Here is a 24,300-nt window from a genome sequence, read left to right as displayed (position 1 = left end):
CGTGAGAATAATCACGTCATTATATACGTAAGTGATCAGCAAAACAAAAGAGTATTAGATGACTTCACCGCGACCCTTGGGTATAATCTTTGCTCAATTTTTGTCTAGTTGATGAAATTGAGCGTTTCCTAATTAGTCTATCCAATAACAACCTCTAAGGTGTTGTGGCGCCTAATATTGCTTTACTTATTTTGAGGCTCGCGTGCTTAAAACTTCTTCTTTATATTTTGGTTTGCTTTTTACAAGCAGTATCTTGCTGAGCCCTGCTAGCTATGCGCAAACGGCTGATAGTGATGCGCCAGCCGCAGACACCAATGTGCCGGTGACACCGAGTGCAACGCCGACTGCAAATACCGCCGAGACAGCTCAAGCTGAAGACACCGAAATCAACCAAGCTGTTTTAGATGATATTTTAGGGGACGAAAACCCTATCGCAGAGGAACCTGAAAAAACCAAAGCGGCCCAAGCAAAAGCTGAAATTGAAGATGATGAAGAGGAAGAAAAGTCACCTTGGGAGAGTGAACTCGAATTTGGCTACCAGTCACATACGGGCAATGAAGATAATCAATCACTTAATGCTAGACTCTATGCGTCTTATATCAATGGTCCTATGCGTTATCAAGGTGAGTTTAAAGCTTACGCTGAAGATGAAGATGGTGAAGAAGATAAGCGCCAGATGAGTTACCAGCTGCAAGGGGATTACAAACTTGGCCCCCGCTCATATCTTTATAGCAACTTCAAAGGCATAGATTCAAAGTACAGCTCATACTTTCATGATTATACTTTATCTGCCGGTTTAGGTTATCAGCTCTATAACACCAAAAAACTAAAACTCGAGTCGGAAATCGGCCCGGGTTATCGTTATCAAGATCCAAATACAGATGAGATTGATAGCGATGATCCTATTTTACCGGATGTGGTACGAGAGGCGATCATACGTGGTAGTTTGAACGCAAAATGGCAAGCGCTTAAAAACCTCAGCTTAGAATCTGAGTTTACCCTTGTCAGTGGTAACAGTAATACACGATTTGATACAGATATTAATGCGATCACTAAAATGAATGAATTTATGGCTTTTAAGATGGGCTACTCAAGACAGTATTTGACCAAAGTCCCAGAAGGGCTAAGCCATGATGATACCGTTGTGACAATGAATATTTTATTTTCATTCTAATTCTGTTTGCTAAACGAGTTTGTTCTTCGATCCCGCCTTATATTTAAAGATCTAAATTTACAGCAACCTTCAAATTTAAGATATAAAAAAACCGACACATCGCAAGACATGTCGGTTTTTTTGCAACAATAAACTAATCGAAAGACTAGTTATTATTCAGCTGCAACAACTTGTAGTTTGATGTCAGCAAAAACTTCAGAGTGAAGTTGTAGGCTGATTTCAAATTCGCCAGTTGTACGTAGAGCGCCTTCAGGAAGACGAACTTCGCTTTTCGCAACTTCAACACCAGCAGCAGTTACTGCATCAGCGATGTCACGAGTACCGATTGAGCCGAATAGTTTGCCTTCGTCACCAGCTTTAGATTCGATTACGATCGCTTCTAATGCGTTAACTTTTTCAGCACGTGCTTGTGCAGCAGATAGTTGCTCAGCAACTTTAGCTTCTAGTTCAGCACGACGTGTTTCAAACATTTCAACGTTAGCTTTAGTAGCCATAACTGCTTTACCCTGTGGGATAAGGAAGTTACGAGCGTAGCCAGATTTAACGTTTACTTGATCGCCTAGGCCACCAAGGTTACCGATTTTATCAAGTAGAATAACTTGCATTATCTTAGTCCTCTTAACTTAATTAAACTTGCGACCAATTACTGATGCTTGTCAGTGTATGGTAGAAGTGCTAGGTAACGAGAACGCTTGATAGCACGAGCTAGCTGACGTTGATATTTAGCGCTAGTACCAGTGATACGGCTAGGTACGATTTTACCAGCTTCAGTGATGTAGTTTTTTAGAGTTGCTACGTCTTTGTAGTCAATCTCTTGAACGCCTTCTGCTGTGAAACGGCAGAATTTACGACGACGGAAGAAACGAGCCATGGGCTATCTCCTAATCTTGTATTTGAGTAATTGTATCGGCATGTAACACTATTTTACCTATGCCATTTCGGCCGGTGTGGTAAGCAATGAAACCACTTACCTTAATGTGACTGCCTATAACTAAATCTTGAGTGAATTCATTTGACCTTGGGCCACTCATCACCACCTGCATACGACAATAAACTTGACGCGGCAAACCAGCTTCTTGAGTCAGCGAGCGATGTTCAATGTGAAAACTACAGTGACATACGCCGGCTGGGCTTTGGCTTCGACGGGGCGCACTGACCAAATGGCCACTTAACTCCAATCGATTGGTCATTTAAATATTACTCAGCAGCTTCTTCAGGCTTAGCTTCTGCACGCTCTTCACGACGTGGAGCGCGCTCTTCGCGTGCTTTCATCATGATAGATTGCTCAGTTACAGCTGATTTAGTACGCATGATCATGTTACGTAGAACTGCATCGTTAAAACGGAAAGCAGTTTCTAGCTCATCAATAACTTCTTGGCTAGCTTCAACGTTCATAAGAACATAGTGAGCTTTGTGAAGTTTGTTGATTGGGTAAGCCATTTGACGACGACCCCAATCTTCTAGACGGTGGATAGTACCGCCAGCTTCAGTGATAGAACCAGTGTAACGCTCGATCATGCCAGCAACTTGCTCGCTTTGATCAGGGTGCACCATGAATACGATTTCGTAATGACGCATAGGTTGCTCCTTACGGATTAGTAGCTTCCAGAGTGGCTCGACCGTCCGGAGGAAGCAAGGAACGAAAATATAAAGGCCGAGATTTCAAAGAGCGCAGATTGTATAAGTTATAGACGCTGTTGGCAAGCTAATTTTATATATATCACTTTTATAAATCGCAGCACTCATGCCAATAGGATTACACAAAGATGCTCAAGCCATCCATGCGCGCTTTCAAAATGACGTCCTTGTCATTTTAAACTTTGTTCCACCCTATTTGGCATTAGTGCTTTATACTTAAAAATAAACGCAGTTAACGCAGGTGTAGCTTCAAATATGAAGATAATTAGCCTTTGTAAAACACGCGATAAATAACACCTTTAAAATCATCGCTAATTAATAACGAACCATCTTCTAGCGTCATCACATCCGCAGGACGTCCAAACACTAGCTCACCTTGCTTGGGATCTTTCTCAAGCCAACCGGAAACAAAGTCTTGCATCTCACCTACTTGGCTTGGTTTATCTTTGGAGCCAGCTTCAAACGGAATGAAAACAACTTTGTAGCCGACCTTTTCACTGCGGTTCCAAGAACCGTGCAAAGCAACAAAAATGCCGTTGCGATATGCTTTGGGAAATTCTTTTTCCGTATAAAAATCCATGCCTAGGGCAGCAACATGCGCGCCGAGTTTAAGTTGTGGCGGCGTATAGTTTTGCGCAGCTTTGCCTTTACCAAATTCAGGATCTAATACATCGCCTTGATGGACATAAGGAAAGCCAAAATCTTGGCCCCAAGTATCCACACGGTTGAGTTCATCGGATGGTGTATCATCCCCCATCATGTCTCGCCCATTATCCGTAAACCAAAGTGCACCTTGTTTATGCAGCAAAGATTTAGGCTCGAACGCAAAGCCGACACTGTTGCGCACCCCTTTGGCAACAACTTGAGTTTGTTTGGTTTCTAAATCAAGGGCAATGATTTGGCTGTATTGCTCACGTTTGTCGCACACATTACAAGGCGCGCCTATTGGAATAATCAGCTTGCCATCATCGGAGACTTTCAAATATTTCCAGCCGTGATGACGATCGCTTGGCAGTTTGTCATAAAAGACGTCATATTTTGGCTTAAAAGGTTTATCAAGCTGCTCATCGATATTTTTAAACACTAGGATTTTATCTAACGCGGCAACGTACAAATCATCTTTATACACAGCAACACCTGATGGCAATGAGAGCCCACTTGCCATCACTTGTACGGCGTCATGGCGCTGATCATCATCAGAATCACGAATCGCATAGACTTTACCTTCTTCGCGGCTGCCAACAATTAAAACCCCTTTATCTGTCAATGCCATTTGGCGTGCATTCGGCACCTGAGAAACATAAGTCTCAATGACAAAGCCTTCTGGGAGGATCAGGTTTTTGGCAGAAAAAACGGTTTTATGCTCAGGTAGGCGCCCTTCTAAGATTTCATCAGGCACTTCAACTTTAGCCTCAGCTTGCTTGCTGTCTGAAGGAAATTCTTGTGCTGCTTGGGCAGTCAAACTAAACAATGCCACAACCAATGATAACGATAAGGAGGTGATTCTCATTTTTAAGCCTTTTTGAAAGATGTTGGTCCCTATAATTTTAGTGTGGAATTGAAGATTAACAAACCTATCTTTTATTTAATTAACAATAATTTGAATTTAAAAAAGGTGTTTATATGCCAACTATATCTATGTTTTATGGGATCATTGTAACTATGTATTATTTTGATAATAACCAACACAAACAGCCACACATACATGCTAAATATGGTGAATTTATGATTTAAGTATCAATACCCGATGGCTCTATTCTTGATGGTCATTTCCCACAAAAGCAATTAAAATTAATTCAAGCATGGATAAGTATTCATGAAGATGAACTCATGGCAGATTGGCAATTAGCCGTGCAAGGTGAGCCACCATATAAGATAGAACCATTAAGGTAAGCAGCTTATGTTACAAGTGATATCCGTTGAATGTGCGCAGAACTACCAACTTAAAGTGGAATTATCAAACGGCGAATCTGGAATATTTGATATGAAGCCTTACCTAGATAAAGGCGTATTTAAAGAACTGCAAGATTTAAATTACTTTAAACGTGTTTCGATTGATCACATGGGAGGAATTTGCTGGCCGCACGAACAAGACTTAAGTGCGCATACACTTGCCAGTGAATTGATTTAGACTCTTATACAAACAAAAAATCCAGTGATAAGCATCTGCCTAGCACTGGATTTTAAAGTTAGTTATTTCAACTATGACGAACGAGTTCTAAATAGTTGGAACACTAACAAGGCAGCAAGATGATGAGACCCTATGAGCATATGCTAATATGTGATTAGGGCGAAGCATCGTAGCTAACGAAGTTAGGGATTCAACTATGACGAACGAATTCGCTGACGGACAGCCTCGTATAGACAGATGCCACTAGCCACTGACACATTCAAACTTGAAACGCTGCCAGCCATTGGGATCTTGATTAAGTCATCACAAGTCTCGCGCGTTAAGCGGCGCATGCCATCGCCCTCTGCGCCCATCACGATCGCAAGTGGACCAGTTAGTTTCGCATCATAGACATCATGCGTTGCTTCACCTGCCGTACCAACAATCCAGACGCCCTTTTCTTGCATCATACGCATGGTACGTGCAAGGTTAGTTACGCGTACAAAAGGAACGGTTTCTGCCGCGCCGCAAGCAACTTTACTTACGGTGCCGGTTAATGATGCTGATTTATCTTTTGCCACGATCACTGCCGCAACCCCAGCGCCATCTGCGTTACGCAAACAAGCACCTAGATTATGCGGATCGGTGACGCCATCTAAAATTAAAAAGAGTGGCTGCTCAGTTGTATTTAAAATCTGCTCAAGATCATGCTCATTTAAAGCTTTAGCAGGTTTTACTTTGGCAATGATCCCTTGGTGATTCGCACCGCGTGCTTTGTCATCAAGGGTTTTACGCGTCATTTGTTGAATTGATACGCCGCATACTTGAAGCTGCTCAATCACAGGCATTAAACGATCATCTTGGCGACCTTTTAATACAAAAGCTTCCACAATGCGTGCTGGATCTTTTTCTAAGACAGCGTTAATGGCATGAATGCCAAAAATAAATTCGTTACTCATATAGAGTCGGTTTCCTTAAAAATTTAATCTGTTACTTCTTGGTGCTCGTTTTCGCACGTGCACGCTTACTTGGGCGTTTCTTTTTGGCTTTTTTTGCCTTTGGATCTTTTAGATCGCTGCCATCAGGACGTTTAGTTGGCTCCACAAGTGGCTTCGCACCAGACTTAGCTTTGGTAGATTTTAACACACGACGTTTTTGTGTGGTGGCCTTTTTCTCAAGGTTTGCAGCGCGTTTCTTCGCTGTTTTACCTTTGCCACGTGGCTGGCGCTCGCTATCGACCATTTCAAAGTCAATTTGACGCTCATCGAGATTAACCGCCAAGACTTTCACTTTCACCGAATCACCTAAACGATAGACTCGACCAAAGCTCTCACCAATCAAACGCTGGCCTGGGGCATCAAACTGATAATAGTCATTTGCAAGGCTTGAGATATGTACTAAGCCATCAATATGCAGCTCATTTAAGCGTACAAAAAAACCAAATCCCGTGACATTGGCAATTACGCCTTCCATTTCATCACCAACATGGTCTTGCATGTATTCACACTTGAGCCAGTCATTAACATCACGGGTCGCATCATCGGCGCGGCGCTCAGTCATCGAGCATTGCTCACCATACACATCCATATCATCAAAGCTGTAATGATAACCACCGGTTGCGCTGATTTGCTGCATATCTTTGCCTTCGGCCTTGCCGACAAGATACTTGATTGCGCGGTGTAAGAGTAAATCAGGATAACGACGGATAGGCGAGGTAAAGTGCGCATATCGCTCAAGCGCCAAGCCAAAGTGACCGCCATTGTCTGCATTATAAACCGCTTGCTTCATCGAACGCAGAAGCATGGTTTGGATCAACTCTTTATCTGGACGCTCGGCAATTGATTTCACCAAAGCGGCATAATCTGTTGGCGTTGGCTCAAGACCGCCAGTTAAGTTTAAGCCAAGCTCGCCTAAGAAATCTCTAAAGCCAAGCAGACGCTCTTCTCCTGGCGTGTCATGGACACGATACAAGGCTGGCTCTTTGGCTTTTTCGACTAGAGATGCCGAAGCAATATTGGCTAAGATCATACATTCTTCGATGATCTTATGTGCATCATTGCGGATCACAGGTTCAATGCGTTCAATCTTACGCTCTGCATTGAAGATAAATTTGGTTTCTATGGTTTCAAACTCAATCGCGCCACGCTCAGCACGCGCAGTTTTAAGCACTTGATACATGCGATGCAGTTCTTCAAGATCAGGGACAACGCCTTGATAGCGCTCACGCAACTCTTCATCACCATCTAAAATCGCGCCAACTTTGGTATAAGTTAAACGAGCATGAGAGTTCATCACTGCTTCATAGTGCTTATAATTTAAAAGCTTACCTGTGCTTGAGAGTTTCATCTCACACACCATACACAAGCGATCCACTTGTGGGTTAAGTGAGCATAAGCCATTTGAAAGCACTTCAGGCAGCATAGGCACTACTTGCGATGGGAAATAAACCGAGTTACCGCGATTAATCGCTTCTTTGTCTAATGCAGATTTAGGGCGCACATAATAACTGACATCTGCAATCGCCACCCATAAACGCCAGCCGCCATCTTCCGCGCGGCAATACACTGCATCATCAAAGTCACGGGCATCTTCACCATCGATTGTCACCAATGGTAATTCACGTAAATCGACACGCCCCTCTTTGGCTTTTTCAGGTACTTCTTCGCTTAAACCTTTAACTTGTTTTAAGACTTCTTCAGGCCATTCATTTGGGATCTGGTGAGTATGAATCGCAATTTGCGTCTCCATTCCCGGCGCCATGTTCTCACCTAAAATCTCAACGACTTTACCCATCATGCCACGCATACGTGTTGCACGCGCTGTGATATCAATCACCACCACGTTGCCCATACGCGCACCAGCTTTAAACTCATCTGGAATATAAATATCTTGGCTAATACGAGAATCATCAGGGACCACAAAACCATGACCATTCTCAACAAAGAAACGCCCCACAATTTTACCGGCACGCTCTTCTAATACACGCACCAGACGCCCTTCTTTGCGTCCGCGCTTATCTTCACCCGTTGGCTGAACCAAGACAAAATCACCATGAATAATGCTGCGCATTTGATGATGCGGAAGCAAAATATCATTATCTTTCCCAACACTCCCTTCAGGACGCACCCAGCCAAAGCCGTCCTTATGACCAATCACGCAGCCTTTCACTAATTCCAGTTTTTCAGGCAAGGCGTAACATTGACGACGGGTAAACACGAGTTGTCCATCACGCTCCATCGCGCGCAGACGACGGCGTAAACCTTCGTAGTGTTCTTCTCCTTTTAGCTCTAATGCTTCAAAGAGATCATTGCGGTTCATCGGGACATTAGCTTTTTCGAGGAAGCCTAGAATAAATTCACGGCTTGGGATTGGGTTTTCATAATTTTGGGATTCGCGATCTGCGAATGGGTCTTGATGTGTGGTATCTGTCATGGCTTGCCTTTTATACGAGTATGGGTATATCTATCAGTATATAGAAAATCCACCCTAACCTATAGCATAAGCGCATAATCTTTTCATGTTTTGCCAATAGCTTAGAATTTTTAAAAGGGGAAATGAAACAAATAAGAAAGGAAGTTTGCCTGCTTAATCCAGTTGCAGGCTTGGGATCAAGAGCGCTTTAAGGCTTTGATTGTCATCAACTAGGTCACTCAAATAGCAATGCTTGAGCTCGGCTAAAAAAGCGAGTTTTGCTTTATGGATATATGATTTTAAGCGGCACGCATTGGTTATATGACAATTTTGTTCACTGCAATCTAGAATATCTAACGGCTCAATTTGAATGATAAGCTCACCGATATTGATTTCAGAAGCGGCTTTCGCCAGACGGATCCCGCCATTTTTACCGCGTACAGTTTCAATATAACCAAGCTGACCGAGCTTATGCACGACCTTAATCAGATGATTTTTAGAGATCTGAAATGACTCGCTGACATTTGAGATATTAGTCAGCGCTTGATCTTCTATCTGAGTAAGAAAGATCAAAGTGCGGATCGCATAGTCAGTAAAGCTAGTTAATTGCAAAGATCATCTCCTTAAAGAAAGATCTAATATAGCAACAATCAGACAAATATACCACTTTAGAGTTAGTGGTTATTTTTCTCAAAGTCTGACTATCGCTTCAGGATTATATAGATACAAAAAAACCAGCACCTTAAAAAAGCACTGGTTCTATTTGTTATTTACTAAGATGTAAACGAGGGATTAAGCACCGAATGGGTGAACTTTAATGATAGTCTCGTTACGATCTGGGCCAGTTGAGATAATATCAACAGGCACACCAGTTAACTCTTCGATACGTTTGATGTAATCAAGCGCAGCTTGTGGCAATGCGTCAATTGATTTAGCACCGAAAGTATTTTCAGACCAACCAGGCATAGTTTCATAGATAGGCGTTACTTGCTCGTAAGCATCTGCAGCCATTGGAGAAACTTCTAGGATGCTGCCATCTGCCATTTTGTAACCAGTACAGATTTTTAGCTCTTCAAGACCATCTAACACGTCAAGTTTCGTTAAGCAGAAACCTGATAGTGAGTTAATTTGAATTGCGCGACGCATCGCAACAGCATCAAACCAACCTGTACGACGTAGGCGACCTGTTGTTGCGCCAAACTCATGGCCAACTGTACCTAAGTGCTTACCGACAGGATCTTGCTTATCGATGCCATCATATAATTCAGTTGGGAATGGACCTGAACCAACACGTGTGCAGTATGCTTTCGCAATACCAAGGATATAACCTAGGTGACGTGGGCCAAAACCAGAACCTGCAGCAACACCACCAGCGGTAGTATTTGAAGAAGTTACATAAGGGTATGTACCGTGGTCGATATCAAGAAGTGTACCTTGCGCACCTTCGAACATGATTTTGTCGCCACGCTTACGTGCGCCATCAAGCTCATCAGTTACATCAATAACCATTGACGTTAGCAGCTCAGCATAGCCTTTTGCTTGCTCAAGTACGTCTTCGTAGCTTACTGCTTCAACTTTATAAAGGTTAACTAGTTGGAAGTTATGATATTCCATTACTTCTTTTAGTTTTTGAGCGAAAGAGTCCATATCAAATAGATCGCCAACACGTAGACCACGACGAGACACTTTGTCTTCGTACGCAGGACCGATACCGCGACCAGTAGTACCAATTGCTTTTTTGCCACGTGCTAATTCGCGCGCTTGATCAAGAGCAATATGGTAAGGAAGAATGAGTGGACAAGCTTCAGAAATGAATAGGCGCTCACGAACAGGAATACCACGTTCTTCTAGTGGTTTCATTTCGTTGATTAGTGCATCAGGAGAAAGCACTACACCATTACCGATAATACATTTTACGTTATCACGCAAGATGCCTGATGGGATCAAGTGGAGAACTGTTTTCTCACCATCAATAACAAGTGTGTGGCCAGCGTTATGACCGCCTTGATAGCGCACCACATATTTTGCATCTTCAGTTAAAAGGTCAACAATTTTACCTTTACCTTCATCACCCCATTGGGTACCAAGAACAACTACGTTATTTGTCATCTTTCCAAGTCTGCTTGCTAGTTAAAAAAGAATTCTAGCACCGAATACGTCATTTTGCAGTCATTTTTTGAACATTAAGCCAAAAAAGCATCATACAAATAAAAAAAGAGCCTCAATTGAGACTCTCTTTATTGGTTTCGCTTATTTAGCACTCGTTATTGTGCAATAACCGGCGTACTTGTCGATCTCGCTGGAGCGACTTTAGCTTTACTTTCGTTCATGTACTTAAAGAATTCACTCTTAGGATCAAGCACGAGCACATCAGATTTATCACTAAATGATTTCTGATAAGCTTGTAGTGAACGCAAGAAGTCATAGAACTCAGGGTCTTTTGTATACGCTTTAGCATAGATATTTGCCGCTTGAGCGTCCGCATCACCACGTGTAATACGCGCAGTTTTATCTGCTTCTGCTAAGATAGTCGCGACTTCAAGCTCAGCTTGCGCACGAATGATTTCAGCTTGCTCTTGACCTTGTGATCTATGCTTACGAGCAACCGACTCACGCTCCGCACGCATACGACGATAAATTGACTCACTGATTTCATCCGGTAAGTTAATTTTCTTAATGCGGAAATCAACCATTTCTACGCCAAGATCGTCGAATGCACTTTTACGTGTGCCTTCCAAAACGTTCGCCATGATTTTGTCACGTTGACCGTCTACTTGTAGCGCTTCTTTTGCTGATTCAGGAATTAAATCTGTTTCAGCAAGGTCAGTTGGCGCCGCGACGATATCACCACGTGGGCCCGATACGATTTGCTTGATCTCACGTGAACCGATTTCAGAACGGAGTAAGTCCGTCACTTTACGCTCAAGTAAGCTTTCAGCTGTCATGGTATTGCCACCACCTGTTGCCAAGTAGTATTGACCAAAATCGCTGATACGCCATTTCACGTATGAATCAATGATCACATCTTTTTTCTCTGAAGTTACAAAGCGATCAGAGCGACCATCCATTGTCTGAATACGTGCATCTAACGTGCGCACGCTATCAAAGAACGGTAGTTTAAAGTGCAGACCAGGCTCATAAATACGCGCCATTTCGTTATCTGCTTTCAAAATACGACCGAATCGAACTACGATGCCACGCTCACCTTCTTGGATCACAAACGCAGACATCAAGAGTGCGATCAGCGCTAATACAATGACAGGAATCGTCAAATTACGCATACTTAGAATCTCCCTTGACGTGTTGAAGTGCTGCTAGGCTGTGTTGTTGTTGAGCTCGAAGCGCTATCTGAATCAAGTTGGATCTTGTCATATACAGGCGTATCTTGAACTCGCGTGCTTGTCGATTTAGCTTTGGTGCCACTTTCGGCAATCTTATCGATAGGCAGATAAAGCATGTTGCCTGTCGAGTCAGAGTCAATTAACACTTTTGAGCTTTTACGATAAACATTTTCCATTGCATCAAGATACAAGCGGTTACGCGTGACATCTGGCGCTGCATGGTATTCAGGTAAAAGTTTCTCAAACTGCGCAACTTGACCGAATGCTTCGTTAACTGTGCGCTCGCTATAACCAGAAGCTTCTTTTTTCACCCTTTCTGCACGACCTGTTGCTTTCGGCAAAATTTCGTTTTTATAGGCTTCAGCTTCACGAATAAAGCGGGCTTCATCTTCTCGCGCTGCGATAGCATCATCAAAAGCATCTTTCACTTGCTCTGGTGGACGAGATGATTGGAAGTTCACATCCACAACCGAGATACCCATATCATATTTATCAATGATATCGTTTAAGGTTTCTTGCGTCGCTTGACGAATTTGTTGACGGCCACTGGTTAAGATGCTGTCCATCAAGGAGTCACCGATTACTGCACGTAGCGCAGAATCCGTTGCTTGACGTAAGCTATCATCCGCATTCGTCACTCTAAACAGATATTTATACGGCTCAGAAACGCGGTATTGAATATCCATGCTAACAGTCACGACGTTTTCATCTTTGGTTAGCATTAAGCCTTCTGCGCGCAATGAGCGAATCGCTTGCACGTTGACAGGCGTAACTTCATCGATAAAGCGTGCACGCCAGTTTAGACCTGGGCCTACATCATGGCTGTATTGACCTAAACGTAAGACAACGCCACGTTCAGCTTCGCCAATGGTATAGAAACCAGACACACCCCAAATTGCAATACCAACTGCAGCAATGACGCCCAGACCAGCTAAACCGCCTTTACCGCCACCATTACCGCCGCCTTTGCGACCGAATGTACCACCTAGCTTTTGGCTTAACTTACTAAAAATTTCGTCCAAGTCTGGTGGTCCTTGATCACGACCGCCATTACCACGATTATTGTTTCCCCAAGGATCGTTATCGCGGCCTTTATTGTCGTTATTATTTCCCGGCTCATTCCACGCCATCAGAAAACTCCATCCTATCTAAATCTTTTGTTGCTTGAACTTTTATATCAGCCAAAGCAACCCCTTCACGTTTTTCTAATCTTAACCAATCTACTTGCTGCATACGAATATCAAGCAGCAAATTGCCGTCTTGATCATAGCTTTCGTTTTGAATCGCATTCATATTAAAGAAAAAGCTGCGCAAGCGACCTTGATGCATGGGTGGGATCTCTAAATGATACTCAACCATTTGGCTCGCAAGGCGTTCGGTGAGTGCTTCAAACAGAAGATCTAACCCTTCACCTTGCATTGCAGAGACCCAAACCGTGCGCACAACACCTTCATCATCACGATCAATGCGTGGCTTTTGGTCTTCCATGCTATCAATTTTATTCATCACAATAAGAGATGGCACATCAGAAGCATCGATTTCTTCCAATACAACATTAACCGCTGTCATATTCTCACGAAAACGGTCATCACTTGCATCTACAACATGTAACAAAATGTCTGCTTCTTGTGTTTCTTGCAAGGTTGCTTTAAAGGCTGCAACCAGATCATGCGGCAGGTGACGAATAAAGCCAACGGTATCAGCTAAAATAGCCGGCCCAACATCTTCGAGCTCAATCTTACGCAAGGTAGGATCAAGGGTTGCAAAGAGTTGATCGGCAGCGTAAACGCCAGCTTCAGTAATACGGTTAAAGAGTGTCGACTTACCTGCGTTGGTATAACCCACTAGAGAAACCGTTGGGATCTCTGCGCGTTGTCTTGCTTTTCGGCCTTGTTCACGCTGCTTGGCAACTTTTGCCAAACGACGCAAAATCGCTTTGATGCGATCACGTAATAAACGGCGGTCGGTTTCCAGCTGGGTTTCACCCGGCCCACGTAAACCTATACCACCTTTTTGTCGCTCAAGGTGCGTCCAGCCTCGGATAAGGCGAGTAGAAAGATGACGCAACTGTGCGAGTTCCACCTGAAGTTTACCTTCGTGGGTACGGGCACGCTGCGCAAAAATATCCAAAATCAGCCCTGTTCTATCAAGCACACGGCATTGACAGAGGGCTTCCAAGTTTCGCTCTTGTGCAGGCGATAGTGAATGGTTAAAAATCACTATCTCTGCATCTAAAGCGCGAACAGTGTCCGCAATCTCTTGCGCCTTGCCTTCACCTACATAGTATTTCGCATGTGGTGCTTGGCGGCTACCTGTGACCACTTGTAGTGCATTGACACCAGCGGATGATACCAGCATCTCAAATTCTTTGAGATCTTCCCATTCGCCTTCTTGAGTAAAATTGATATGAACAAGTACTGCCTGTTCACCGGCTTCATAACGGTCAAACAAGTAACCGACTCCTTAGCATTGCATATAAGTGTGTAGATCGAACTTGTGCTTATTCTTCTTTTTCACCGCGCTCATTTGGCGTGTGGTGGCTGACAGCACGTGCCGGCACAACTGTTGAAATCGCATGTTTATAAACCATTTGATTGACAGTATTTTTCAGAAGGATCACAAATTGATCAAAAGATTCGATTTGACCTTGCAATTTAATACCATTGACAAGGTAGATTGATACAGGGATGCGTTCACGACGTAACGCATTTAGAAATGGGTCTTGTAAAGATTGCCCTTTAGCCATGATTTTTATTCCTTGGTAATATTGTTGTTTTAGTATAAAGGCCGAATGATGAATACCTTTCGAATAGAAGTGCATCACCTTTGTTTGAATGCCAGCACATTTGCTACGCCATAACACAAACAAAAAACAAAGCTTTTAATTCAAAGATACAGGCCTAATCCTTTTGTATCTTCTGTGTTATTTGCCAAGTCTTAGTATCATATGCTCAAGCTATGATTACAGATAAGTTAAGGAAAAAAGTACACACTTAAAAACTTTTCAAAAACTAGAGTTTTGCTTTTAAATATTGTCGAGCGTAAAACTCTAGGATCTAGCTATAAACTACAAAAAACGGCTCAAAATGTACACCATAAGCTGAAATAAATTGCTAGATATAAGCGTATAAGCCCATTCTTGAGCTAAAAATCGATGATCAACCCAAAATAAGTTTAACTCTTTGAGTATATACTAATTTATTCATGTTTCATGTAGGCTTCAATAGATTTTACAATTTGAGCCACTGAATCATCAATTTCAAGACTATCGAGCCAAGTCAGATCCTGCCAACTACGCAGCCAAGTGATTTGACGTTTGGCAAGTTGACGCGTCGCACAAACCCCTTTAAAAATCGCCTCATCTAAGCTGATTTCACCATCTAAATGCTCCCACATTTGACGGTAACCAACGCAGCGGATCGACGGTAGATCTGGGTGTAAATCACCACGCTGATATAGAGCTTCCACTTCCTCTTTAAAGCCCGCCTCGATCATCTTAGAAAATCTTAATTCGATGCGACGATGGAGCTCACTACGCTCTTGCGGCATAATAGCAAACTGTTTGATTTCATAAGGAATTGGCTCGCCTTTTTGCTCCGTTAACTCTGTTAATGACTTCCCAGTGATGTGATAAACTTCCAAGGCGCGCGATAAACGCTGCGGATCATTTGGGTGAATACGCTCGGCTGAAACGGGATCAATCTGAGCTAATTCTTCATGTAGCACCTGCCAACCTTTGGTTTGCGCTTCTTGTTCAATCTGAGCACGGATCTTTTGATCAGCAGCTGGTAATGGCGATAAACCTTCAATTAAGGCCTTGTAATAAAGCATAGTGCCGCCCACAAGAAGTGGGATCTTTCCTTGTGAAACAATCTCTTGCATCTGCTCTAGCGCATCACGACGAAAGTCTGCAGCAGAATAAGCTTCACTTGGGTCTAAGATATCAATCAAGCGGTGTGGCGCTTTGGCGAGCTCATCGGCATCCGGCTTAGCCGTTCCAATATTCATGTCTTTGTAAATTAACGCAGAATCTACGCTAATGACTTCAACTGGGTATTTTTGTGCAAGACGGATAGCAACCTCAGTTTTACCTGAAGCGGTTGGGCCCATTAAAAAAATGGCGAGTGGTTGTTGGTTCATAACATTCTCTTTTAGGGAGCAAAAAACTAAACTATTTAGTGCTTTTTAGCTTCCCGATAACCTCTTTGAATGAAATAGCTTGTAACAAAGTAGGATCATTCAATTGATTTAAATTTGGATAAAACTGCTCAAGCGAAGTGATCAGCTCAAGCGCTTGAGACAAAGTATAGCTCTCTATCTCAGGTTTAATTTGCTTTGCGAGCCAAGTGCTCAAGGCGCGAGGATCTTCTGCAGACCAATTTGTCTGCTTGATCCATTGGCATAGCTTAGGGATGAGCAGCTGTAAGTTCTGATGGCGAAGCGGCTCTGGTACGCCCATTAACGCAAGTTTTTGCCCTGAGAATTCGATTTGAATACCAAAAGCTTGCAGATCTTGTTGATTCGCCTCGGTTAAAATCAAATCCTTTTCGAGCTTGATTTGCAATGGAATAAGCAAAGGTTGCGCGGTCAAAGGTTTTATTAAAGTTCCTGACTGAGTAACATCTAGCTTGGCAAAGCTTCGCCAGTACTCTGCTCTTGGTAGGTTTAAGAGCAAGTGCCCGGCGTCTGTCTCACCACTCTCTAGAAGTAAATAAGACTTATCAATCACGCTAAGTGCCTTGCCTAAAGGCGCAGTTTGTTTTGTCACTTGTACGCTGATCGGCTCAAGTTGAAGCGGTTGGCTTTCTATTTGACTATCACTTGGCGCGGCAGCCGGTGTATGGGCAGTATTCATTACAGGAGCTGTCGCTTGCGCTTGATGCTGACGTGGCAAGGTTTCAAATAAGGCTTGATAAATGCCCACTTGCTCAGATAAGCGTGCTGGTTTTGTTTGTCTTGAGAAAGCCGAAGATCCTTGCGAAGGTATACCTCGAGCTGAGCGATCGGCTTGAGGTGCTTTCGGCGCTGCAGGATAACTTGCCTCATTATAGCGAGTGGAAGTGTTGCGACCAGCTGCCGTGTTGAAGCTAGCAGAAGAATCACTCGAGCTTGGCATATAATCCGACGCATAAGCTGATTGACTCACAGCAGGCGCTTCCAAGTCTAACGCTTGCTCTAATGAGCTTCTTAATACTTGATAAATAAAATCATGCACATAACGCGCTTCATGAAAACGCACTTCATGTTTCGCGGGATGCACATTGACGTCTACTTGGTGCGGATCAATTTCAATATACACTACATACGCAGGGTGTTTATCTGAAGTGAGCGCAGTTTCATAGCTTTGACGAATCGCGTGGTTAATTAACTTGTCACGCATCATGCGGCCATTGACATAGCAATACTGGGTATCCGCTTGCGCTCTTGCTGCCTCAGGCGTGGCTAAATAACCTTTGACCTTTAAATCATTTTGGCTCTGCTCAAAGGCAACACTATGATCAATAAAGTGCTGTGAACACACGGCTGCGATGCGTTTTTCAATTTGTTTTTGGGTTTGCGCTGCGCGGTATTGACGGATTGATTTACCGTTATGAGTTAAGCGAATGCTCACATCAAGGCGACTCAGAGCAATTCGCTTCAATAACTCATCAATATGATTAAATTCAGTTTTTTCCGTGCGTAAAAATTTGCGCCGCGCTGGCGTATTAAAGAATAAATCTAACACTTCAACCGTGGTGCCAACAGGATGCGCCGCAGGTTTAAGCGTCACTTCCATCTCGCGACCTTGCGCATAAGCAGACCAAGCTTCGCTTTGATCCTGCGTGCGAGAGGTCATCGTCAGGCGTGATACTGAGCTGACACTTGCCAAGGCTTCACCGCGAAAGCCTAGACTCATAATAGCTTCTAAATCATCTAAATTTTTGATTTTAGAAGTAGCATGGCGGCTTAAAGCCAGACCAAGTTCATCTTTTGGGATCCCTTGGCCATTGTCACGAATACGGATCAGCTTAGCGCCGCCCTTCTCGATATCTATATCAATTTGGGTTGCGCCAGCATCAAGACTATTTTCGACCAGCTCTTTCACCACAGAGGCTGGCCTTTCTACCACCTCACCGGCTGCAATTTGGTTTGCAAGACGAGGCGGTAGGATTTGGATACTCATATATTCGTTTATACCTTCAAGCCAAACTATTATTTGGTTGGTGGGTTCTCTTTAAAGTAAGCACGCACCGCATTGGTTACCGCTTGTGCGAGCTTCTCTTGGTGGCCATTTGAAACCAACAATCTTTCTTCTTGTGGGTTTGAAATAAAGCCTGTTTCAATCAAGATCGATGGAATATCAGGTGACTTCAATACAGCCAGACTCGCATACACAGGTTTTTTCGAGTGCAGGCGCGTCACACGTCCCATCTCGGCTAGCACTTTTAATGCCAGTTTATTGCCTTCGGTTTGCGAATGGCTAAATTGTAAATCCAATACAGTTTGGCTCACGTTACGATCATTATTATTACGCGCAAGAAGCTCACCACCCCCACCGAGAAGCTGTGATTGTTCTTCTTTTTTCACCACCCAACGACCAATTTCGGTATTTGCACGGCGCGTACTTAACACAAACACAGAACCGCCACGTGGTCTTGGCGATGTAAAGCTATCAGCGTGAATAGATAGCAATAACAATGACTTGTTACGACGTGCAATACGTGAACGCTCATCAAGGGTGACAAATTTATCACTGCTACGCGTCAATACTGCACGCATGCCCGGGGTGGCATTGATCTTGGCTGCGATCTTTTTCGCTATCGCTAAGGTCACGTGTTTTTCTTGGTTACGCCCAGGACCAATTGATCCTGGATCTTTCCCGCCATGACCCGCATCAATTGCGACGACAATTGGTACACTACTTTGAGTGTAAGTCTTAGTTGCAACTGGGGCTGCGGTTTTAGTTGTGGTCGTAACTGCTTTGCTCGCAGGAGCAGTTCTAACTTGCGTTGTTACCGTGCTCGTATTGAGCGCAGAACCACCGGATCTTGGCGTTAAATCAACAACCAAACGACTTTTTGCAGCGCCAGATGGGCCTAAAGTGAAAGCCTTAAAACTGGCTGCACGCGTCAAATCAAAAACCAAACGATAAGATCCAGCACGTGCAGGCGTACTTTTACGGATCTGGCTAACTAAATTACTTTTTGGGACACGATAAGGCAGATTCATCCCAAGGTTGGTATTGTCTAAATCTAATACTAAACGATCAGGCCCAGTTAAGGTTGAGATCTGATACGTAGTTTTATCTGATAATTCAATCACAATACGCGTCTTATCTGGATATGCACCCGTACGCATATTTTGTAGCGTTGCAGCTATGCTAAATTGAGAAAAACTAAATAAAGCTAAAAAGATAAATGTAAACAAGCTGACTTTAATTGTATTGCTACACAGGCCTAACTTTTGGCCTTGGGTTTGAAACTTTGAAAAATATCTCAACACTTTGATAATCGCTCTAATAAGTCCTTTCCATATTCAGAGTGCGCCGTGAGGGTAAGTTCGCGCGCTTGATCGCGATATTTCAATGTCAGCTCTAAATCCGCTGTTGGTAAAATACCTTCCCCTTTCTCTGGCCACTCCACCAAGCAAATCGCATCATGCGAAAAGTAATCTCGGATCCCCATAAATTCAAGTTCTTCAGGATCAGCAAGACGATAAAGATCGAAATGATAGACCTGCCAATCTTTTAGTTGATAAGGTTCGACTAGTGTATAGGTTGGGCTTTTTACATTACCTTGATGGTCTAAAGATTGGATAAATCCACGGCTAAAGGTTGTTTTGCCTGCGCCTAAATCTCCATGTAAATAAATTGTCGTTTGCTGACTACAGATATTGGCTAATTGCGCACCAAATGCCACGGTTGCCGCTTCATCGTTAAGGATGGTTTGATAATTTTGCATGGATCACTAACTCTAATATTTAAACGAACAAATATTCTACCATTTCATATTGATTTGTCTTGAAAAGATTTAGTCATCTGAGTAAGTTTTTATCCTCTAAATGAACAAAAGATCGTCGCATCTTGTGAAAAGATCCTTTATAATCTCGCCCCCTCATTTGTCTCAAGAGCGCTTTATGACCAAGACATCCTCTCAACCCCAAGATTTAGCGGCAACTCAAGATCTCGCGCAAAACTCAGATCTAGCGGTAACGCCTGCGCAGCTTTCAAAGCTAATTAAAGAATGGGGAAAAGAGATTGGTTTTCAAGCGATTGGGATCACAGGTGTTGACTTAAAAGCACATGAAGCTTATTTGCAAAAATGGCTAGATAATCAATATCATGGCAGCATGGATTGGATGGCTCGACATGGCATGATGCGCGCAAGGCCAGATGAATTACACCCTGGCGCAATTAAAGCGATAAGTGTGCGCCTAGACTACCTGCCACCAGAAGCTAAGTTTGCTCAAAATCTTGCGGATGATTCACAAGCTTATGTCAGTCGTTATGCGCTTGGGCGTGATTACCATAAGCTTATGCGCCAAATGCTGAATAAGCTTGGTAAAAAAATAGAACAAGAAGTTGGTCAACTTGGCTTTCGCCCTTTTGTTGACTCTGCGCCAATCTTAGAAAGACCACTTGCAGCCAATGCAGGCCTTGGTTGGGTTGGTAAGCATTCTTTGCTCTTACATCAAGATGCTGGCTCTTGGTTTTTCTTAGGCGAGCTGCTTGTTGATATTCCGCTTGTAGAAGACGAGCCAATCGAGGAGCAATGTGGCAAGTGCAAATCTTGTATCACCTCTTGTCCAACGGGCGCGATTGTCGAAGATAAAATCGTGGATGCTAGACGCTGTATTTCTTATCTAACAATAGAATATTCAGGCGTGATCCCTTTAGAATTTCGCCCTTTAATGGGGAATCGAATCTATGGTTGTGATGACTGCCAGTTAGTATGCCCATGGAACCGACAAGCTGAAATCACCAAACAAGCAGATTTTCATTTGCGCCCAGCGTTAAGCTCACCAGATTTATGCAGTTTGTTTGCATGGACAGAAGAAGAGTTTCTCAGCAAGATGCAAGGCTCTGCGATTCGACGCATTGGGCATGAACAATGGCTACGAAATTTATCTATCGCGATGGGGAACGCCAGTGCCAGTCCAAGTATCCTTGCTGCCCTTAAATCACGCTTAAATCAATCAGAGTTATTGGATGAACATATCAAGTGGGCCATTGCAGAGCAAGAGTCAAAGATCCTTCAAAGTGCGCCTCAAAACACTAAACTGGCACGATTGATTCGAATTGTAGAAAAAGGCCTACCCCGCGATGCTTAACCCTTCCTTAGGAATAACTGAATAAACTTATATACAGCAATGTGGAAAACCTTTGGTAAAGCAATCAATTTTGTTTTCATTGTAAAAGTTAAGCACAACCAAAAAAACCACTAAAGATCAAGCAAAGATGATAAAAAGATCAAAAAAAATAACTGTATATTTGATCATGTAATTTATCAAAAACATAAGAATCAATGACTTATACTTGTTTTCATATTTGATTTTTGATTTTTTAAAATTGAAGATCTTTATAAAATCAATAACAAAGTAGGCTAGAATACAAGTTATGAACTGAGTTATCCACAAAATATAGCCTGTGAATAAGTCTGTGGGCTTTCGCTTGAAAAGAGGTTTTTAGGTAGGTATAAGTTTACAGATTTTGGCTTAAAATTTTCTAGCTCAGACTAGATTGTAAATGGTTACTTACTCCAATCACTGAACGATCTAAAGGATCCTTTATGATCATTTCTTCTTACCTTACTAGCAACATCTGACTCTAAGCTTGTGTATAAATCTACTCACACTTTAAGGCATATTCAAAGCTCAAATAAGAGTATAGATAAGAATAAAAGACTAGCGAATAAAATAGCTAAATAATTTAATCAAAGCTGATTCTTTAGATTGAATAAGTATTGTATGTGGGAGAAGACTATCTCAGATATGCTTAATTTTAAGCATAAAAAAACACCTAATCCATAGGTGCTTTTTTTTAATTTGGAGCGACATACGAGGTTCCCTATCTTCTAGGTATCAGGCGTGACCTCAACCCTGGTAAGGTTGCTCGACCATATAAATAATGGTATTCGCTTTAAAACTTGGAGCGACATACGAGGTTCGAACTCGTGACCTCAACCTTGGCAAGGTTGCGCTCTACCAGCTGAGCTAATGTCGCATAAATTCTGGTAATCACTTTTAAAGTAAGTGAGAACTTAAATTGGTTGCGGGGGCCGGATTTGAACCGACGACCTTCGGGTTATGAGCCCGACGAGCTACCAAGCTGCTCCACCCCGCGTCCGTGCTAACTTTTCAGTTAGTTGTGTTTTTGAAGATTTTTCACTTCAAAATTTAAAGCCTGAATAGATTCAAACTTTTAAATTTGGAGCGACATACGAGGTTCGAACTCGTGACCTCAACCTTGGCAAGGTTGCGCTCTACCAGCTGAGCTAATGTCGCATAAATTCTGGTATTGGTTGCGGGGGCCGGATTTGAACCGACGACCTTCGGGTTATGAGCCCGACGAGCTACCAAGCTGCTCCACCCCGCGTCCGTGCTAACTTTTCAGTTAGTTGTGTTTTTGAAGATTTTTCACTTCAAAATTTAAAGCCTGAATAGATTCAAACTTTTAAATTTGGAGCGACATACGAGGTTCGAACTCGTGACCTCAACCTTGGCAAGGTTGCGCTCTACCAGCTGAGCTAATGTCGCAAATGCTAAGCTTTTCGTTGAAGCAATGTTTTTGTTTTCAACTGCTTAGGGCTGCGTATTATAGGGAGTTTTTTAGAGATGGCAATACTTTTTTCAAAAAAAATTAAAAAAAATTGCATTTATTTTTCATAGAACCCCAAAATACAGACTAAGCAGTTGATTTTAAACTATATTTTAAACACAGTTTGACGATAATATTTTAGCTCATTGATGGATTCACGAATATCATCCAAGGCTAAATGCGTCCCTTGCTTTGAAAAACCATCTAAAATTTCTGGCTGCCAACGACGCGTTAGCTCTTTAATTGTACTCACATCAAGGTAACGATAATGGAAGTACTCTTCAAGCTTAGGCATATGACGATATAGGAAGCGGCGATCTTGCCCTATGCTATTGCCACAGATTGGTGATTTCCCTGCGGGTACCCACTCTTGTAAGAACTCAATCGTTTGACGCACAGCTTCTGCTTCATCTACTTTACTTTCTTTTACGCGTGCAACAAGGCCACTCGCTGTATGGGTGTTGGTACACCAGTCATCCATCTGCGCAAGCACATCATCACTTTGGTGAATTGCAAGCACCGGCCCTTCTGCAAGGATATTGAGCTCACTATCTGTCACGATAGACGCTATCTCTATGATTTTGTCTGTATCAGGTTCAAGACCTGTCATTTCCAAATCAACCCAGATCAGGTTGTCTGCACTATATGCTGGATTTTTTTCCGTGGACATAAGGGGAATTCACCTATTTTGTTAGATATGGGTGTATTATACTGGTCAAATAGAATTATTTAAATGAATTACGGAGCCTATGTGGCAAAGAAGAAGAAACTGACTAAAGGCCAAGTTCGCCGTGTACGTCAAAACCGTCATAAACACTTAAAAGCAGAAGATAACTTCCAGTGGGATGAAGAGATGCTAGGGCAAATGAAAAAAGGCCTAGTGATCACGCGTTTTGGACAACATGCTGATATTGAAGATCTTGAAACCAAAGAAGTACATCGTTGTAACTTAAGACGCGGTATCGAAACCTTAGTTTCAGGTGATGAAGTCATGTGGCGCCCAGGACTTGAGTCTATGGCTGGCATTTCTGGCGTTGTCGAAGCCGTTGAGCCAAGAAAGTCTGTTCTCACCCGCCCTGATTATTATGACGGCTTAAAACCAGTTGCAGCCAATATAGATCAAATGATTATTGTCTCAGCTGTGCTTCCGGAATTGTCTTTAAATATTATCGATCGTTATCTAGTCGCCGCTGAAACCCTTTCTATCTCACCTGTGATTGCTTTAAATAAAATCGATTTGCTAACCCCAGAGCAACTTGCGGATTACAAACAGCAGCTAAAAATCTATCAAGACATAGGTTATAAGGTGTTATTTGTCACCCGTGATGATAAAGAAAGCCTGACTGAGCTTGAAGCTATGCTGGTTGATAAAACAAATATCTTTGTCGGCCAATCTGGTGTGGGCAAATCTAGCCTTGTAAATGTGATCATGCCTGAGCTTGAAATTGAAGAAGGCGCCGTGTCTGAAAACTCAGGGCTTGGACAGCACACCACGACCGCTGCACGTCTTTATCATATCCCAACAGGTGGTGAACTGATTGACTCTCCTGGAGTGCGTGAGTTTGGTCTATGGCACTTAAGCCCTGAAGAAGTCACCAATGCTTTTGTTGAGTTTCGTGAATATCTAGGTGGCTGTAAGTTCCGCGATTGCAAACATAAAGATGACCCGGGCTGTCTGCTTCAAGAAGCGATTGAAAGCGGTAAAATTCATCCGAGCCGTTTTGAAAACTACCATAAAATCATTGATAGCATGGGTGAAAACAAGGCCAATCGAAACTTTTCACGTAATAAAAAAGACTTGTGATTCAACCTATTAGGTTGATTTAGACAA

The 24,300-nt window shown here is 42.8% G+C and carries 22 protein-coding genes, 5 tRNA genes and 1 pseudogene; 5 read left to right on the top strand and 23 right to left on the bottom strand.

The features are described 5' to 3' along the window. Window positions 1-202 precede the first annotated feature (202 nt). Window positions 203-1,174, top strand: coding sequence for a DUF481 domain-containing protein (locus tag AC2VOY_RS08305; protein WP_491830858.1), 972 nt, complete (start codon window positions 203-205; stop codon window positions 1,172-1,174). A 152-nt stretch (window positions 1,175-1,326) separates the two neighbouring features. Here AC2VOY_RS08305 and rplI read toward each other — a convergent pair whose 3' ends face one another. From rplI to AC2VOY_RS08280, 5 genes are all read right to left on the bottom strand, one after another. Continuing rightward, window positions 1,327-1,779 carry a 50S ribosomal protein L9 gene (gene rplI / locus AC2VOY_RS08300; RefSeq protein ID WP_491830857.1) on the bottom strand — a complete coding sequence of 151 codons (453 nt, stop codon included), beginning with the start codon at window positions 1,777-1,779 and terminating at the stop codon, window positions 1,327-1,329. 38 nt (window positions 1,780-1,817) lie between these two features. Next, window positions 1,818-2,045, bottom strand: a complete 228-nt coding sequence (gene rpsR / locus AC2VOY_RS08295; protein WP_000090472.1) for a 30S ribosomal protein S18 — start codon at window positions 2,043-2,045, stop codon at window positions 1,818-1,820. Window positions 2,046-2,055: 10 nt separating this feature from the next. Next, the gene (gene priB, locus AC2VOY_RS08290; protein WP_491830856.1) at window positions 2,056-2,364 is read right to left on the bottom strand and encodes a primosomal replication protein N; all 309 of its coding nucleotides are present in this window, start codon (window positions 2,362-2,364) and stop codon (window positions 2,056-2,058) included. 7 nt (window positions 2,365-2,371) lie between these two features. Beyond that, the gene (gene rpsF, locus AC2VOY_RS08285; protein ID WP_491830855.1) at window positions 2,372-2,752 is read right to left on the bottom strand and encodes a 30S ribosomal protein S6; all 381 of its coding nucleotides are present in this window, start codon (window positions 2,750-2,752) and stop codon (window positions 2,372-2,374) included. 325 nt (window positions 2,753-3,077) lie between these two features. Continuing rightward, window positions 3,078-4,322 carry a PQQ-dependent sugar dehydrogenase gene (locus AC2VOY_RS08280; protein WP_491830854.1) on the bottom strand — a complete coding sequence of 415 codons (1,245 nt, stop codon included), beginning with the start codon at window positions 4,320-4,322 and terminating at the stop codon, window positions 3,078-3,080. A 113-nt stretch (window positions 4,323-4,435) separates the two neighbouring features. Here AC2VOY_RS08280 and dhiT point away from each other — a divergent pair. Together dhiT and AC2VOY_RS08270 are read left to right on the top strand one after the other, a co-directional pair. Beyond that, window positions 4,436-4,705 (top strand): annotated as a pseudogene (gene dhiT / locus AC2VOY_RS08275) (type II toxin-antitoxin system toxin DhiT). A 7-nt stretch (window positions 4,706-4,712) separates the two neighbouring features. Next, window positions 4,713-4,943, top strand: coding sequence for a DUF2442 domain-containing protein (locus AC2VOY_RS08270; protein ID WP_491830853.1), 231 nt, complete (start codon window positions 4,713-4,715; stop codon window positions 4,941-4,943). 194 nt (window positions 4,944-5,137) lie between these two features. On the opposite strand, the gene rlmB is transcribed toward AC2VOY_RS08270, so the two are convergent. The 12 genes from rlmB to tsaE all read right to left on the bottom strand — a co-directional run bounded on the left by rlmB (window position 5,138) and on the right by tsaE (window position 19,614). After that, a complete protein-coding gene (rlmB, locus tag AC2VOY_RS08265) occupies window positions 5,138-5,881 on the bottom strand; it encodes a 23S rRNA (guanosine(2251)-2'-O)-methyltransferase RlmB (RefSeq protein ID WP_491830851.1) in 744 nt (247 codons plus the stop codon). A 31-nt stretch (window positions 5,882-5,912) separates the two neighbouring features. Next, a complete protein-coding gene (gene rnr / locus AC2VOY_RS08260) occupies window positions 5,913-8,354 on the bottom strand; it encodes a ribonuclease R (RefSeq protein WP_491830850.1) in 2,442 nt (813 codons plus the stop codon). A 153-nt stretch (window positions 8,355-8,507) separates the two neighbouring features. Then, entirely contained in the window at window positions 8,508-8,945 is a 438-nt protein-coding gene (gene nsrR, locus AC2VOY_RS08255) for a nitric oxide-sensing transcriptional repressor NsrR (protein ID WP_491830849.1), read from the bottom strand. Window positions 8,946-9,125: 180 nt separating this feature from the next. Then, the gene (locus AC2VOY_RS08250; RefSeq protein ID WP_491830848.1) at window positions 9,126-10,442 is read right to left on the bottom strand and encodes an adenylosuccinate synthase; all 1,317 of its coding nucleotides are present in this window, start codon (window positions 10,440-10,442) and stop codon (window positions 9,126-9,128) included. Between the two features lie 155 nt (window positions 10,443-10,597). After that, window positions 10,598-11,614, bottom strand: coding sequence for a protease modulator HflC (gene hflC, locus AC2VOY_RS08245; protein ID WP_491830846.1), 1,017 nt, complete (start codon window positions 11,612-11,614; stop codon window positions 10,598-10,600). Window positions 11,615-11,616: 2 nt separating this feature from the next. Then, complete coding sequence (gene hflK, locus AC2VOY_RS08240; RefSeq protein ID WP_491830845.1) at window positions 11,617-12,804, bottom strand: FtsH protease activity modulator HflK; 1,188 nt, start codon at window positions 12,802-12,804, stop codon at window positions 11,617-11,619. After that, entirely contained in the window at window positions 12,791-14,125 is a 1,335-nt protein-coding gene (gene hflX / locus AC2VOY_RS08235; RefSeq protein ID WP_491830843.1) for a ribosome rescue GTPase HflX, read from the bottom strand. The genes hflK and hflX overlap by 14 nt, the downstream gene beginning before the upstream one ends. A 49-nt stretch (window positions 14,126-14,174) precedes the next feature. Then, the gene (gene hfq, locus AC2VOY_RS08230) at window positions 14,175-14,420 is read right to left on the bottom strand and encodes an RNA chaperone Hfq (protein WP_491830842.1); all 246 of its coding nucleotides are present in this window, start codon (window positions 14,418-14,420) and stop codon (window positions 14,175-14,177) included. A gap of 452 nt (window positions 14,421-14,872) precedes the next feature. Next, on the bottom strand, window positions 14,873-15,814 hold the full coding sequence (gene miaA / locus AC2VOY_RS08225; protein ID WP_491830841.1) for a tRNA (adenosine(37)-N6)-dimethylallyltransferase MiaA: 942 nt from the start codon (window positions 15,812-15,814) through the stop codon (window positions 14,873-14,875). 31 nt (window positions 15,815-15,845) lie between these two features. Beyond that, window positions 15,846-17,837, bottom strand: coding sequence for a DNA mismatch repair endonuclease MutL (gene mutL / locus AC2VOY_RS08220; RefSeq protein WP_491830840.1), 1,992 nt, complete (start codon window positions 17,835-17,837; stop codon window positions 15,846-15,848). A 29-nt stretch (window positions 17,838-17,866) separates the two neighbouring features. Next, entirely contained in the window at window positions 17,867-19,081 is a 1,215-nt protein-coding gene (locus AC2VOY_RS08215) for an N-acetylmuramoyl-L-alanine amidase (protein ID WP_491830839.1), read from the bottom strand. 68 nt (window positions 19,082-19,149) lie between these two features. Continuing rightward, the gene (gene tsaE, locus AC2VOY_RS08210; RefSeq protein WP_491830838.1) at window positions 19,150-19,614 is read right to left on the bottom strand and encodes a tRNA (adenosine(37)-N6)-threonylcarbamoyltransferase complex ATPase subunit type 1 TsaE; all 465 of its coding nucleotides are present in this window, start codon (window positions 19,612-19,614) and stop codon (window positions 19,150-19,152) included. A gap of 175 nt (window positions 19,615-19,789) precedes the next feature. Here tsaE and queG point away from each other — a divergent pair, with 175 nt between their 5' ends. Next, entirely contained in the window at window positions 19,790-20,983 is a 1,194-nt protein-coding gene (gene queG / locus AC2VOY_RS08205; RefSeq protein WP_491830837.1) for a tRNA epoxyqueuosine(34) reductase QueG, read from the top strand. Between the two features lie 816 nt (window positions 20,984-21,799). Here the strand turns inward: queG and AC2VOY_RS08200 are convergent. The 6 genes from AC2VOY_RS08200 to orn form a co-directional block, all read right to left on the bottom strand. After that, window positions 21,800-21,875, bottom strand: a tRNA-Gly gene (locus tag AC2VOY_RS08200). Between the two features lie 43 nt (window positions 21,876-21,918). Further along, window positions 21,919-21,995 (bottom strand) — tRNA-Met (locus AC2VOY_RS08195). 85 nt (window positions 21,996-22,080) lie between these two features. Next, window positions 22,081-22,156, bottom strand: a tRNA-Gly gene (locus tag AC2VOY_RS08190). Window positions 22,157-22,170: 14 nt separating this feature from the next. Then, a tRNA-Met gene (locus tag AC2VOY_RS08185) sits at window positions 22,171-22,247 on the bottom strand. Window positions 22,248-22,332: 85 nt separating this feature from the next. Continuing rightward, a tRNA-Gly gene (locus AC2VOY_RS08180) sits at window positions 22,333-22,408 on the bottom strand. Window positions 22,409-22,575: 167 nt separating this feature from the next. Next, window positions 22,576-23,139, bottom strand: coding sequence for an oligoribonuclease (gene orn, locus AC2VOY_RS08175; RefSeq protein ID WP_491830836.1), 564 nt, complete (start codon window positions 23,137-23,139; stop codon window positions 22,576-22,578). 81 nt (window positions 23,140-23,220) lie between these two features. Here orn and rsgA point away from each other — a divergent pair, with 81 nt between their 5' ends. Next, the gene (gene rsgA, locus AC2VOY_RS08170; RefSeq protein WP_491833054.1) at window positions 23,221-24,273 is read left to right on the top strand and encodes a small ribosomal subunit biogenesis GTPase RsgA; all 1,053 of its coding nucleotides are present in this window, start codon (window positions 23,221-23,223) and stop codon (window positions 24,271-24,273) included. Window positions 24,274-24,300 lie beyond the last annotated feature (27 nt).

The organism is Vibrio sp. KMM 9700 (assembly GCF_058545285.1).
The sequence above is the reverse complement of the archived record's forward strand: the minus strand, read 5'-3'. Positions and strand labels throughout refer to the sequence as shown.

Excerpts from the sequence above, each read along its gene's own strand:
- hflC (WP_491830846.1), bottom strand. The coding sequence starts at position 11,614 with ATGCGTAATTTGACGATTCCTGTCATTGTATTAGCGCTGATCGCACTC.
- rlmB (WP_491830851.1), bottom strand. The coding sequence starts at position 5,881 with ATGAGTAACGAATTTATTTTTGGCATTCATGCCATTAACGCTGTCTTA.
- tsaE (WP_491830838.1), bottom strand. The coding sequence starts at position 19,614 with ATGCAAAATTATCAAACCATCCTTAACGATGAAGCGGCAACCGTGGCA.
- rplI (WP_491830857.1), bottom strand. The coding sequence starts at position 1,779 with ATGCAAGTTATTCTACTTGATAAAATCGGTAACCTTGGTGGCCTAGGC.
- rpsR (WP_000090472.1), bottom strand. The coding sequence starts at position 2,045 with ATGGCTCGTTTCTTCCGTCGTCGTAAATTCTGCCGTTTCACAGCAGAA.
- orn (WP_491830836.1), bottom strand. The coding sequence starts at position 23,139 with ATGTCCACGGAAAAAAATCCAGCATATAGTGCAGACAACCTGATCTGG.
- miaA (WP_491830841.1), bottom strand. The coding sequence starts at position 15,814 with ATGAACCAACAACCACTCGCCATTTTTTTAATGGGCCCAACCGCTTCA.
- queG (WP_491830837.1), top strand. The coding sequence starts at position 19,790 with ATGACCAAGACATCCTCTCAACCCCAAGATTTAGCGGCAACTCAAGAT.
- AC2VOY_RS08270 (WP_491830853.1), top strand. The coding sequence starts at position 4,713 with ATGTTACAAGTGATATCCGTTGAATGTGCGCAGAACTACCAACTTAAA.
- rnr (WP_491830850.1), bottom strand. The coding sequence starts at position 8,354 with ATGACAGATACCACACATCAAGACCCATTCGCAGATCGCGAATCCCAA.
- hflK (WP_491830845.1), bottom strand. The coding sequence starts at position 12,804 with ATGGCGTGGAATGAGCCGGGAAATAATAACGACAATAAAGGCCGCGAT.
- mutL (WP_491830840.1), bottom strand. The coding sequence starts at position 17,837 with ATGAGTATCCAAATCCTACCGCCTCGTCTTGCAAACCAAATTGCAGCC.
- AC2VOY_RS08280 (WP_491830854.1), bottom strand. The coding sequence starts at position 4,322 with ATGAGAATCACCTCCTTATCGTTATCATTGGTTGTGGCATTGTTTAGT.
- rpsF (WP_491830855.1), bottom strand. The coding sequence starts at position 2,752 with ATGCGTCATTACGAAATCGTATTCATGGTGCACCCTGATCAAAGCGAG.
- AC2VOY_RS08250 (WP_491830848.1), bottom strand. The coding sequence starts at position 10,442 with ATGACAAATAACGTAGTTGTTCTTGGTACCCAATGGGGTGATGAAGGT.
- hfq (WP_491830842.1), bottom strand. The coding sequence starts at position 14,420 with ATGGCTAAAGGGCAATCTTTACAAGACCCATTTCTAAATGCGTTACGT.
- priB (WP_491830856.1), bottom strand. The coding sequence starts at position 2,364 with ATGACCAATCGATTGGAGTTAAGTGGCCATTTGGTCAGTGCGCCCCGT.